Source organism: Formosa undariae (assembly GCF_042427615.1).
Classification (GTDB): Bacteria; Bacteroidota; Bacteroidia; order Flavobacteriales; family Flavobacteriaceae; genus Formosa; species Formosa undariae.
Window position 1 is genome coordinate 181,854 of the sequence record NZ_JBHMEZ010000032.1, and the last position, 13,074, is coordinate 194,927.

Below are 13,074 nucleotides of genomic sequence, written 5' to 3' on the forward strand. Positions count from 1 at the left end.
TATCAAATTTTTAATAGCAAATTAGGATTTGGGCAATTTGTAGCATAGAACTCTAAATCTAATTGATTACACACGCCAGGATAGTCCCCCGTAAAAGCTTGAATGTCCTTTATAATTTGGAAATGTAAATGTGGCGGATAATCGCCATTCACTGCCGCAGTGCCTAAACGTCCAATCTCTTGGCCTTGTTTAACCACATCCCCTACTTTAATATTTGAAATTGAATCTAAAGTTAAATGTCCGTATAAGGTATAAAATTCCATGTTAAAAACGCTATGTTTTAAGATAATAGTCGGCCCATAATCGCCATGATTTATATTATTTTTAAAACTGTGCACGGTTCCGTTTAGTGCCGCCAAAACAGGTGTCTCTGCATCGCACCACAAGTCGATCCCCAAATGGATATTGCGTTCGGTTTGTTTATTTTCAGAATTAAAATACGCACTTCGCTTATATAAGTCTCTCACCTCCAAATAACCACCAAAAGCAATATTTGCATTTTGCGCCTTTGAATATGCATTTATATACTGACCAAAATCCTTGGAAGACGATAAATCGATTGTTTTTAATTCTAAATGCGTTTCAGATAAATCTAAAAACACATACTTTATAGTTTCAATTTCGAGAGCTAAAACCGCTATAGGATTCTCATCTATATGGTTAAGGAAATCGGAAAAAGAATGCTGTGGCATAATCTGGTATTTATTCAAATGTAAAACATATTTTTAACGGAATTAAAGACTTATTTGAAAGATAAGTATTGTTAAAAAAACAGAATACGATGAAAAATTTTTAATTATTAAGTATGGAATTACAAAATAATTGTGTTAATTACACCAATATTTACCCGTATAAATGAATTATTCACAAAAAACAGTGTTTTAAACTGTTTAAAATTCTATTTTTACAAAAAATAAAACAACTATGAAAAAAACAATACTTACTATGGCAGTCGTTCTATTAAGCACGATGTCTTATGCACAATTTCAAATCTCAGCAAGTACAGGTTACGCGATCGGAAGTGCAGGAATGAAAACAGGTGAATCCATAAATGCATCAGGTACAGAAAATGCATATGGAAGTTATGGTGAAGGTGTAAACTTTCAAATACGCGGAACATATTTCTTTAACGACACCTTTGGAGCCGATTTAAGTTTTGGGTATTTAAACGGTGCAGATCAAACCATTTCTGAAGTAGATTTACCTAATCAGCAGGTAGATGCCATTGCTAGAGCGCGTGCTTATGGTGCTTCGCTATCTATGGTTTATAAGTTTACAAACAATGTCTATGGGCGTTTTGGTGCCTTACTAAAAGTAGGTGGTAAAACTGAAGCTGTTGTTAGTAATAAGGCTGTTTTCTCTGACGAGGTTGCTGCTGCACAAGGACTTCCTTCTGGCTCTTATACTCAAACAAATTATGTTGAAGATTTTCACGGGGTATTTCCTCTTGGTTTTGTAGCGGCTTTAGGTTATAAATACGATCTAAATTCTAATTTAAGTTTATTCGCCGAAGCTGAATATTACGGTATTAGTTTAAAACGTAAAGATTCTGAAATTCAAAGTTTCAACACAAACGTTGTTTTACCTGATGGGACTGTAGTTGTTGAAGGTTTATACACTATAGATAATTTACCTGATGGTTATGTAAAAGAAACGACGTATGTAGACGAATTAGCGCATACAAATACAGATTCTTCGAAGAAATTAGCTCAAAAGGTACCCTATTCTTCTTTCGGTATTAATGTTGGGATTACTTATAAATTTAAAGGTTCTGCTAATTAAGCAGAACCTTTTATACAGCACTTTAAACACACAAAAAGCGAAGGTTTCCCTTCGCTTTTTGTGTGTTTAAAAAATAGAATATGATAATAATATTCTAGGATAGTAATACAAATATTAAAGCTAAAATAGCTGGAACAGCTTGCACTACTACTATTTTTTTAGAGATTGTTTTGGCTCCATATAATCCTGCTGCGATAACGCACACTAGGAAAAAGATTCTAATATTCTCTACCCATACTAGATCTGAAATAAAAAACGACCATATTAATCCTGCCGCCAAAAAACCATTGTACAACCCTTGATTTGCAGCTAAGACCTTTGTGCTTTTAAATAACTCTGCTGGAAGCGTGTCGAAGGTTTTCTTTCCTACAGTATCCCAAGCAAACATTTCGAACCATAAAATATAAAGATGTTCTAGGGCAACAATAACAGTAAGTACTTGGGCAACGATATGCATAGGGTTAGGTTTTAGGTGTTAGGTGTTAGGTTTGTTTAAAACTTCAAAATTAGGAATCTATTTTAAATGAAGTCGTTTCTTTTAAAATAAAATCATACATATTTCTCTATAACTAATCAAAACAGCTTTGCTAAACCTACTTTAGATACACATAAAAACAGCAGTATTATAATTACACCATAGCACCATTTGCACCGATAACTTGTCCGGAAACCCATTTAGAGTCGTCGCTTGCTAAAAACAATACCACTCTTGCAATATCTATAGGCTGTGCTAAACGATTAAACGCATTCATACCTTTTAATTGATTCAAGGTTTCTTCAGATTTTACTGATAAAAACAAATCTGTTTCTGTAGGTCCTGGCGCTAATGCATTAACAGAAATTCCTCTGCCTATTTCTTTAGAGAACACTTTAGTCATTTGCTCTACTGCGGCTTTAGTTGCCGAATATATGGCATACATAGGAAACATTAATTTTGCGGTAGATGACGAGATGTTAATGATACTTCCGTTGTCGGCTAATTTTGCTTCGGCTTCCTGTAACGTATTAAATAGACCTCTAACATTCACCTCAAACTGTGTTGTAAAATCGTCTTGCGTGCTATCCTTAAGCAACTTTGCTTTCATAACACCGGCATTGTTCACTAACACATCTACCTTTCCGTAGGTCTCGATGGTTTTATCGAATAGCCTACTGACATCTTTCCTATTACTTACATCGGCTTTAATCGCAATAGCATGACCACCATTTTTGGTAATGGTAGCTACCGTTTCATTTGCATCTGCTTCACTGTTGGAATGATTCACCACTACTTTAGCACCGTTTTTAGATAACAATAAAGCAATTTCTTTACCAATACCGCGAGAAGCCCCCGTTACTATAATAACTTTATTTTCTAGATTCATAGTATTTAATTTTTTAAGATTTTAATATAAAAACAAACCGATGGCTTAGCTCCGGTAAATGGTATTACTATTTTAAAGCAATTAGACGATCTGCAATCAATGATAAATTAGATTCGTTTATTTCTGGTTTAGGAGATAAAGGATAAAGTTGTGCTCCTGGTCTGCTAACAAATGCACCTCTCCAGCCTGCCCATAATGCTCCAGAAATATCCCATCCGTGAGCGGCAACTAATAAACAGTCTTTAGGCTCTACACCCATTTTTCTTGCTGCCCATGCATAAGCATCTGAATGTGGTTTAAATTTTCCGATATCTTCGATACTTAATCGTTCGTCGAAATAATCTAGTAAGCCCGCATTTTTAAATTGGGTTTCTACACCTTTATTAGATGAGTTTGTAAACGATACCAATGTATAGCCTGCATCTCTTAATTTTTGCAAGGCAGCCTTTACTTCTGGATGTGCAGGCAATGATCTTATAGGTTCTAAAATAGCTTCCTGAGCTTCTTCTTCGGATAAGGTAATACCATTATTTGCGGCAACCATTTGAAGCGCTGCGGCACCTATAATTCCAAAATCGTTATACTGATTGGCAACCGTAGATACTAAAGAATATTGTAGCATTGTAGTAAACCATAATGGCAATAAATCGCTACGATTCCCGAGTGCATCACCTACACTCTTTTTCATAGTTGTAAGATCTAATAAGGTTTCATTTACATCGAAAAATAATACTTTGGGTCTTGTGTTCATCATGTTGTCTTCTTTATTTAAAATTTCATTTGCGGCTAAACCAAATTGCGGAATGGCTGCTCCAGCTAAACCTAACATGGCTGTTCTTTTAATAAAATCTCTTCTGTTATTTATCATAATTGGTATTTGTAAAAAACATACTTTACGGTATGTTAAATGGTAAAAAAATATTAAGCTTGTAATTGTTTTATATAATCCGACAATCCTAAAAGGTAATCGTCTAAAATCATATCGTCGTCGTACAGTTTTCTAATACCACGAACACCTTCGAAAGCACTTATTAAATATATGGCAGTGGCTTTACTAGGCACATTTTCTCTTATTGTTTTTTCGGATTTACCTCTATCTATCAAGGCAATTAAAGCAGATTTCCATGTATTTACGATGTGCTTTAAAGCCAATTGATAGGCCGTTTCAGAATCTCCAATTTCATTTATTAAATTATTCATTGGGCAACCATGTTGCTTTTCGTAACCGTTGAACGATTTAATTCTATTTAAAAATGTGGACTCTAGAATCGCAATCACATCTCCCGATTCATACAACGGGAGGATCATGCTATTACTCACTCTTTTCTGAACTTTTAGAGCAATAACCTCCAAAGCTAATTGCTTCTTATTACTATAATGATGATAAAAAGCACCTTTTGTTAGCTTAGATGCTTTCATTATTTTATCGATACTCGTGGTTTTAAAACCCTGTTCGTAAAACTGTTTAAAAGCCTCATCTACAATAATTTGCTTGGTTAATTCCGATTTTAATCCTTGTTGCATAGTACAAACCTAAACAAAAGATACCGGTTAGAATGTTTTTTAACAAAATGTTAGAGTTAAGGCTATTATAGAATGAAATATCGAGTGCATTGGGAACTATGCTATGTGCAACGCAATTGTTTATTCAAAATTCTAAAACCTTAAAAATGGACATAAAAAAAAGGGTCTGCATAACGCAGACCCTTTTAAATATAATTTGATATAAAATTAGATACCTAAAGCTTGACCACCACCAATTTGGATAGTTTCAGCAGTAATGAAAGACGCATCTTTACTCGCTAAGAAAGAAACAACACCAGCAACTTCTTCCGGCTCACCTAATCTACCTAATAAAACACTATTAGCCCAAGAAGCAAAAACTTCTGGTTTAGTAGCTTTAATTTGAGCATGGAAAGGCGTATCAATAGTACCAGGAGATACTGCGTTTACTCTAATTCCGTATTCAGCTAAATCTTTAGCTAACGCTCTAGTGATAGATTGTACTCCACCTTTAGAAACTGAATAAATTCCAGCTCCAGGTCCTGCACCATTCCAAGCAGCATTAGACGTATAGTTAATAATAGATGCATTTTCCGATTTTTTAAGGAAAGGAATCGCAGCTCTTGAAGCAAAAAATACTGAATCTAAGTTTAAAGCCATAACGAATCTGTATTGTTCAGTCGTCATTTCTTCAAATCTAGCTCTAACACCAATACCACCAGTGTTGTTTACAAGAACATCGATTTTCCCGTATTTTTCACCAATTTTAGTAATGTTTTCAGTTACAGCTTCGTCTTTAGTCATGTCAAATCCGAAATATTCAGCAGTGATCCCAGCAGCAGTAAGTTCAGCTACTTTTTCTGCACCAATTTCATCTTCAATACCATTTAAAACAACAGTATAACCATCTTGACCTAATCTTTTTGCTACTTCGAAACCAATTCCACCGGTAGCTCCAGTAATAACCGCAACTTTATTTTTTAAATCACTCATTTTATTAATATTTAATATTTAATTAATTTTACTCTTATTTTTTTTTTACTCTTTACTCTACATTCTTAATCTCTTTCGCGAAGTAATAGATTGATCCAATACCTAGCGGAACGAATACTGCGATAGCGACAAATATTGGTGTGTAAGATACTTCAGCAACAATAGGAACTAAGAAGTTCATGATGATTACAGAGAATACACCAACCATACCACCTAATCCAGCTAACGATCCAACATTTTTACCATTAAAGAAATCACTTGGTAAAGTTTGAACGTTACCAATAGCGAATTGGAAACCGAATAATACGACAAATACAATACCTACAAAACGTTCTGGTGTATTACCAAAGAATACTGTAGCTACTAAACCTAAGAACATGATGATACCACCAATTAAAATAGTTGTCTTACGTCCCTTGTCTATAGAATTTGTTTTAGAAATAATCTGTCCTGAAACATAACCACCGGCAATACTACCAATTGCAGCACCAACATAAGGTACCCAAGCAAACATACCCACTTCTTTTACATCAAATCCGTAAATATCGAATAAGTAAATAGGCATCCAACCTACAAATAACCACCAGATTGGCTCTAAGAAAAATCGACCTACAACTATAGACCAAGCTTCTCTGTGTGATAAGATTTCTTTTAAACTTAAACCTTTATCTGTATCCTTAGCATCACGATCTGCCTGACTTTGACCGTCTAAGATATATTGTTGTTCTTCTTCTGTAATCCAAGGGTGTTTCTTTGGACCTGCTTTATTAATTAATAACCAAGGAATGATCCATAAGATCCCAAAAGACCCTACTACCATAAAGGTTGTTCTCCATCCGTAAGCCACAAAAATTAATGCAATAAACGGTGGTGCAATTACAGAACCAATAGAAGCTCCTGCATTAAACAAACCTTGCGCAATAGCACGCTCTTTAATCGGGAACCATTCGGCATTACTTTTAACTCCACCTGGCCAGTTACCAGCTTCAGATAAACCTAATGTACTTCTAAAAAATGCAAGTCCTAAAAATCCTCTAACGGTTGAATGTAAGAAAGAAGATAATCCCCAAACTCCAATACTAATAACGTAACCTAAACGTGTTCCCACTTTATCAAACAATTTCCCTGAAAACAATTGCCCAAGAGCATATGCTACCATAAAAATGTTAAGAATATAACCGTAGTCTGTTTTGGTTAAACCTAAATCGTAAGAAATAGACCCTGGAAGGTTTTCATTTCCCCACATTACTGCTAGTGCACTTCTGTCGATGTAATTAATTACTGAGGCCAAAAATATGAGCCCAATAATAAACCACCTTAATCCTTTTACTTTCATAATAATTTTTAGATTTTCAAGAAAAAATGAGATTAACAGTTTTCTCTTGGTATTAATTAATTGTTTGCATTAAGAAGATAAAACTTACAGATATTTAATCTTCTTTAATATTTTACTCTACATTATAGCAATACTGATATAATGTTTTAAAATGTACTTTCATAGCCTCACGAGCCGTTGTTGTTTCCTTTGCTTTAATCGCTTCATAAATGGCTCTGTGTTCATTTATGGCTGACTTTGTTAGTTCATTTACACAAACATGATATTTCCTAAAATTGGTAATAATTTCTGGTGTAATTTTTAACATGAACGCGTTAAGCATACTGTTTCCACATGCTTTCGCAATGGCCAAGTGAAATAATAAATCTTCCTGAACAGCTTTTTGTCCGTTTAAGATTTTTTCTTCATAAGCTTCTAACGCATGTTTTATATTTAATAAATCGGCATCAGTTCTTCTTAAAGAGGCTAACTTAACTATTTTTAATTCTAAAAGAATTCGAGTTTCAACCAAGGATTTAAAATCAGGAACTTCAAGTTCTAAAATATCTTGAACCATTCCATTCATTGCGATAATACCCATCTCTGCAACAAAAGTTCCACTTTGTGGAATTGATTTTAATAACCCATAAAATTCTAATTTATTTATGGATTCTCTTACTAAACCACGGCTTACACCAAATTTTTCGGAAAGCATACGTTCTGATGGTAACTTATCCCCAGGTTCAAGATTTTTTGAGTTAATAAGTTCAGCAATGTCTGCTATAATCTTATTATGAACCTCATCATTATCATTACTCATTAAAACTTCTACTTTCATCTATTATCAAAAAATTGGTTAACCAGTTTTAGCTGGACAAAACTACAAAAAAAGTTATCAATTTGTATTTATAGAATTACATATTTATGTTAATATCGTACAAACACTAACATTTATTAGTGTTTAACTTCTAACTCGTAGTAATTCACTTTAGCAAAGGCTCCTTCGTCTCTAGATTGAAAGTAGTTTCCTGCTTTAAAATAATTTTCAAAGACTCCCCACCTTTTCATATGAACGTTGTCGTAAACAGCATATTCATTTTTATTTAAAATGACTACCATTTTACCATCAGACACATCTACTTCTAATGTGAATTTCCCGAATCCGACTTCTTGTTCGAACGTAAATCCTTTATCATCGTCCCAAGCGTCTTTGCCTAAGATTTCATTATCACTAGCGCTTAAGTTTTTCAACTCTTTCGTTTTGACTCTAATTTTACCATCTTGCCAATATATTTTTAATATTGGTGGCGCATTATTATCTTTTTGTCCAATTAGATCACGTTGCTCGTCAGTTAAACGACCATGAATTTGCATGATGATTACTTTGTGGTATTTACCGTCTGAAGATTTAGAAACATCTCCCATTTGTAATTTACCTTTCATATAAGCACCTTCTGCAAAAGTCCAGTTTGTGTTATTATCACCTGGAACCATTTGCTCTCTTAATTCGGACCTAGTATATTTTGTATTGGCTGTAGTGGCATCACTAGGAAAAGAATAAAAAACCAAAGCTCCAAGCGTAGAATCATTATACATATAAGGTAATAACCTTTCATCTGTAGCATAATCCAAAATTTCTGGTGGCTCAATATTCATGGCACTACCTTTATGATTTAGTTCTGGCGTGGTTACACTCCAATGACTTAAATCTACATCAGGTAACTTGTATTTCTTTTTTTTCTTCTTCTTTTTGTCATTTTTTTCGACTTTAGAATCCGAATCTGTAGAGCTACTTGTCTTTTCTTGACAAGTAGCGCTAACAGAAAGAAAAACTATTACTAATACTCCTAATATTTCTTTTCGAAAATTTATCATTTCAAATTAAAATTAAAATCCAGGTGTAATAATATCAATATTATCAATAAACACTTCATTACTACTATCGATAGCATTTAAAGCTCTTGCATAGATTACTATGAAGTTTGAAGTCGCTTCGAATCTTACTGTACTAGTTGTAAATGTATTGTTACCTTCTGAAGGTTTTTCTTCATTAAAATCGTTTGTGATATTAATATAAGCATCAGTAAAATCTTCGATACCTACTTCAGTGGTAATTTCTGTATTTAATAAGAACACTTCTGTATTAATTCCAGCAGCCTCAGAACGTGTATCGATAGTAAACGTATACTCAATTCCTGGCTCTACTGCCACAACTTGGTATAAACGACGTGAACTATCAGAAAACTTAACACTTCTCGTTTTTTCACCATTTACATAGGTACCATCACTAGAAGAACCTGGTTGTTCGTTAGTTCCGTAGGCCGTATCGATATAAGCATTCAATTCAGTATTATTCCAAAGTGCTCTATACGGACTATCTATAGTTCCTAAAACATCGTCTTCTATAGTACTGTTCGGCGTCATATCCCATGCATCTGCATTGTCTCCAGTGTTTACTGTATACTCATCACAACTACCATTTAAAACCATTGCTTTAAATGTAGGCTCTACACCACCAACAGGTACAGCTTTAGTAATACTTCTAGATACTCCAGATTCGTTAGTCGTTGTTAAGACAACATCGTAAGTACCAGATTCGCTATAAGTATGAATAGGATTTACTTCTGTAGAAGTAGCACCATCTCCAAAGTCCCAACTATGAGCGACTGCTAATATTGAAGCATCTGTAAATTCTACTGTTAAAGCTGAGGTTGTAAATGAAAATTCAGGAACTGTAGAAAGTTGTAAACCTTCTATATTCTTGCTTACTACAAACTCATGTCCTAAGTAATTAGTTGCTGTTAATGTCGCTAGAACAGGATCTGCGCTAGAATACACATGTACTGGGTTAAATTTAGCATCTTCTTCTGTATCTTCTGCTTTCCATTCTACAGTTGAACCGTCTCCAAAATCCCATACAAGAGAGCTCGCCCCAGATGTAAAATTATCGAAAGTTACTTGAGTGTCTTCCATAGAAAAATTGAAATCTACAAAAATAGGAGAAACGTCTGATGAGTCTACAGCGATTAAGCCATCTGAACTTGTTGTACTAAGTTTTACAGTGTATAACCCACCATTTTCATAAGTATAATCAGGATTTGCTTCTGTAGATGTATTACCATCTCCAAAATCCCACGCATAAGAATCTGCATCTGTAGAATAACTTCTAAATACTAATGCTAATGTATTATCAGGATCAATACTTGTTGTAAACAACGTATTTGGCTGAATATTATTTATGTTTCCTACAGGCGGTTCGAATGCTTCGTAACCATCATCGTAACAAGATATTAGTCCCAAAAACATACAAAATAGCACGACAAAGAAACCTGTATTCTGTTTTTTAATTAATTTATTATTCATAATTCAATTTTTTTATAGTTTAACTGTAATATCAAAAGCATCTACTCTACTTTCGGTACCGGAGTTTGAAATTAAAATAATCACTTTTTCTAACTCACCTGCTTCGAATGTAATTGCACTCTTTTTAAATACATCTTGTGTACTTGAAGCATTATCTTCTGTTTTAAAAGCAAGAATATTAGCTTCTAATCGTGCTTCTTCAATATTATCAGCATTTGGATTCACTATAGAAACCGTTAAGTCTCCGCTAGCTCCTGGATCTAAACTACTAAAATAAGAGATGACATAAGTAGCTCCTGGAGTTACATCTATTTCTTGATATCCAACTCGAGTTCCGTCTGAAGGGAATTTAGCTGCTTTATATCCTTCTGGTAAAACACCTAATTCTGATTTTGTGTTAATTTGGAATACACTTCCCCATTTAGAACTACTAGGAGATCTCCAAGAATCTCTACCATCTCCACTTCCATCAAATAAGTCACCAGCTTCAAAACCAGCTTCCCCGATTTCTGGAATAGCAATTGTTGGTATCGCTTGATTTACGACAACTATTTTTTCGGTATAATCTGATTTACCAAGGTTATCTGTTACTGTTAAACCTACAGTATATTCTCCTGGTCCAGGAAATTCGAAAATTAGTTCTCTGTCTTCTAAAGTTGCTGCTGGTAAAGCTGCCATTTCAGCTTCTAGAGCCGCTACATTTGCTTTAGTTTCGTCTGAAACCGCTGCTTCTGCCGCTGCTAATTGCACTTCGAAGTCTGCTATTTGTTGTTCTAATACCGCTAATTTTGCAGGGTCACTTTCGCAAGGAACTTTAAATTCTGCTTTAGCGATTTCCTCTTCTAGAGCAACAACCGTAGCTAATTCTGCTTCGATTTGTAATTCTAAAACAGGTTTATCTTTATTGATTAAGTTTACATTTTCCGATGGAATCACAACCCATTCGTATTGTGTACCATTCACAGCTAGATTTGTTCCTGCTTGAAAAAAGTAATCGTAATTCGCTTCCAATTCCACATCATTACAATCGAATGACGACGTTGAAACATCAACGTAACTATAGAAAGGCTGTGGCCCAGTAATGTCAGCTAAATCCCCTACTTCAGGTAGATCATCACTAACACAGGCAGTTAAAGACACAAGTGCACCTAAAACTATATATTTTAATTTAAACAAATGTTTTTTCATAATTTTTAGATTTTTAGTATCCGTCATTTTGATTATAAAAATTAGGTAAATTATCCAATTCTCTTTGAGGAAAAGGAAGGTATTTCTTTTCATTTGTATAAAACAAACTATTTTGATTTGAAAATTCTTGTAAAACTTTATCTGCTTCACCAAATCTTATTAAATCATACATACGTTGGTTTTCATAAACAAACTCTACTCTACGTTCGGCTAATAAATCAGCTTTCGTTAAGTTAACAACCTCATCAAGTCCAGCTCTTAATCTTACTTCGTTAAAAGCATCTATCGCTCTAGAATCTGTAGTACTATTACCACCAGCTAATATTGCTTCAGAATATAATAACAACACATCTGCATATCTTAATACGATCCAATCGTTATCTCCAATTTCACCAGGTGTAGGGAATTTAGCGTTAAACGTATCGTTTGTTTCAAGTGTTGGGTTATAAGACAAGGCATCAAAACTTACATAAAATCTTACTGGTTGTAATTCTGGAGTCATAACTTCTAAAAATTCGTTAGAAGCGATGTTCACCCCATTAGAAGGTCCTTGTAAGGTCATTGCAAAACTAAAAGACTCTGAATCTGTTTGTACTTGTTCGTCTAAAGAACTATCTGCAGTAACATAAGTATCACTACTCACTAAATCGTAAGCGATTGAAAAAATAACTTCGTCGTTAATTTCTAAACCTGAGTTATTAGACCAAGAACCATCTGGCACACCATCGGTAAATGTCCCATCGATATCGTTACCGAATACATGTCCGAAATCTTGAATTAAATTTTTATAATTCTCGAAGTCTGAATCGTCACTACCTTGTTCTGTAAAAATCAAGCTATACCCGTAAGTAGAACTATTTTCTACAACAGAAGCTAATAAAAGTTCTGCTTCTTTATAATTAGGAGAAGGCTGACTTAAATACGCTTTTGCAGCAAAACTAATTGCAGCACCTGCAGACGGTCTGTATCTATCTACTGTAGCGTCTTGTAAATAAGCAATAGAGGTTTTAAAATCTTCTATAATTTTTTCGTAAACTACAGCTGGGTCCAATTGAGGATAGTCGTAAGCTTCGTCTGCGTTAATGTCTAATACAGTATCTATATAAGGAATATTTTCATACGCTCTTATTAAGTTAAAGTGACATAATGCTCTCATAAAATAAGCTTCACCAACAGTGTACTGCTGATTTTCTGGAGCTAAAAATCTATTATCAATAATTGTATTTGCATGTTTAATGGTTGACATATTGTTTGAGTAATATGTTGCAACATCGCCGTTATTAGGGTCGATGTTATACGCATTAAACGCTGGATAGTTTCCGTTTTCTGTATTGGCTCTAACGTTATCAGATCTCAATTCAGAAATTAAAAATTCGTTAGCAGGAACTTTTTGATAGGCATCTAAAACTCCGTTAGCTAAGAATTTAAACCCGTCGTCTGTTTGAAGTAACTCTTCAATAGAAAGAGCGGTCGGGTTTGAAAGGTCAAGTTCTTCTTCGCAACTTGTAAATAAAGCTACAAGTGAAAAACAAATTAATATGTTTTTATATAAATTCATCATGTCTA

At 34.2% G+C, this 13,074-nt stretch carries 13 protein-coding genes; 1 reads left to right on the top strand and 12 read right to left on the bottom strand.

Annotation, left to right across the window (positions count from 1 at the left end):
- Window positions 1-2 precede the first annotated feature (2 nt).
- Entirely contained in the window at window positions 3-692 is a 690-nt protein-coding gene (locus ACFFVB_RS17765) for a peptidoglycan DD-metalloendopeptidase family protein (protein WP_382384569.1), read from the bottom strand.
- Between the two features lie 232 nt (window positions 693-924).
- Between ACFFVB_RS17765 and ACFFVB_RS17770 the strand changes: the two genes are divergently transcribed.
- The gene (locus ACFFVB_RS17770) at window positions 925-1,782 is read left to right on the top strand and encodes an outer membrane beta-barrel protein (protein WP_382384570.1); all 858 of its coding nucleotides are present in this window, start codon (window positions 925-927) and stop codon (window positions 1,780-1,782) included.
- Between the two features lie 94 nt (window positions 1,783-1,876).
- Here ACFFVB_RS17770 and ACFFVB_RS17775 read toward each other — a convergent pair whose 3' ends face one another.
- The 11 genes from ACFFVB_RS17775 to ACFFVB_RS17825 form a co-directional block, all read right to left on the bottom strand.
- On the bottom strand, window positions 1,877-2,239 hold the full coding sequence (locus ACFFVB_RS17775; protein ID WP_382384571.1) for a DUF1304 domain-containing protein: 363 nt from the start codon (window positions 2,237-2,239) through the stop codon (window positions 1,877-1,879).
- Window positions 2,240-2,411: 172 nt separating this feature from the next.
- Window positions 2,412-3,146 (bottom strand): SDR family oxidoreductase, encoded by a 735-nt coding sequence (locus ACFFVB_RS17780; protein WP_382384572.1) that lies wholly within the window; start codon window positions 3,144-3,146, stop codon window positions 2,412-2,414.
- 67 nt (window positions 3,147-3,213) lie between these two features.
- Complete coding sequence (locus tag ACFFVB_RS17785; RefSeq protein ID WP_382384573.1) at window positions 3,214-4,014, bottom strand: haloacid dehalogenase type II; 801 nt, start codon at window positions 4,012-4,014, stop codon at window positions 3,214-3,216.
- 53 nt (window positions 4,015-4,067) lie between these two features.
- A complete protein-coding gene (locus ACFFVB_RS17790) occupies window positions 4,068-4,670 on the bottom strand; it encodes a TetR/AcrR family transcriptional regulator (RefSeq protein WP_382384574.1) in 603 nt (200 codons plus the stop codon).
- Window positions 4,671-4,877: 207 nt separating this feature from the next.
- Window positions 4,878-5,642 (bottom strand): SDR family NAD(P)-dependent oxidoreductase, encoded by a 765-nt coding sequence (locus ACFFVB_RS17795; RefSeq protein ID WP_382384575.1) that lies wholly within the window; start codon window positions 5,640-5,642, stop codon window positions 4,878-4,880.
- Window positions 5,643-5,694: 52 nt separating this feature from the next.
- Complete coding sequence (locus ACFFVB_RS17800) at window positions 5,695-6,978, bottom strand: MFS transporter (protein ID WP_382384576.1); 1,284 nt, start codon at window positions 6,976-6,978, stop codon at window positions 5,695-5,697.
- Between the two features lie 112 nt (window positions 6,979-7,090).
- Complete coding sequence (locus ACFFVB_RS17805) at window positions 7,091-7,795, bottom strand: FadR/GntR family transcriptional regulator (RefSeq protein WP_382384578.1); 705 nt, start codon at window positions 7,793-7,795, stop codon at window positions 7,091-7,093.
- Window positions 7,796-7,911: 116 nt separating this feature from the next.
- Window positions 7,912-8,832, bottom strand: coding sequence for a polysaccharide lyase family 7 protein (locus ACFFVB_RS17810; protein ID WP_382384579.1), 921 nt, complete (start codon window positions 8,830-8,832; stop codon window positions 7,912-7,914).
- Between the two features lie 12 nt (window positions 8,833-8,844).
- A complete protein-coding gene (locus ACFFVB_RS17815) occupies window positions 8,845-10,320 on the bottom strand; it encodes a PKD domain-containing protein (protein WP_382384580.1) in 1,476 nt (491 codons plus the stop codon).
- A gap of 12 nt (window positions 10,321-10,332) precedes the next feature.
- On the bottom strand, window positions 10,333-11,508 hold the full coding sequence (locus ACFFVB_RS17820; protein WP_382384582.1) for a PKD domain-containing protein: 1,176 nt from the start codon (window positions 11,506-11,508) through the stop codon (window positions 10,333-10,335).
- A 13-nt stretch (window positions 11,509-11,521) separates the two neighbouring features.
- Window positions 11,522-13,069 (bottom strand): RagB/SusD family nutrient uptake outer membrane protein, encoded by a 1,548-nt coding sequence (locus tag ACFFVB_RS17825; RefSeq protein WP_382384583.1) that lies wholly within the window; start codon window positions 13,067-13,069, stop codon window positions 11,522-11,524.
- Between the last annotated feature and the right edge of the window lie 5 nt (window positions 13,070-13,074).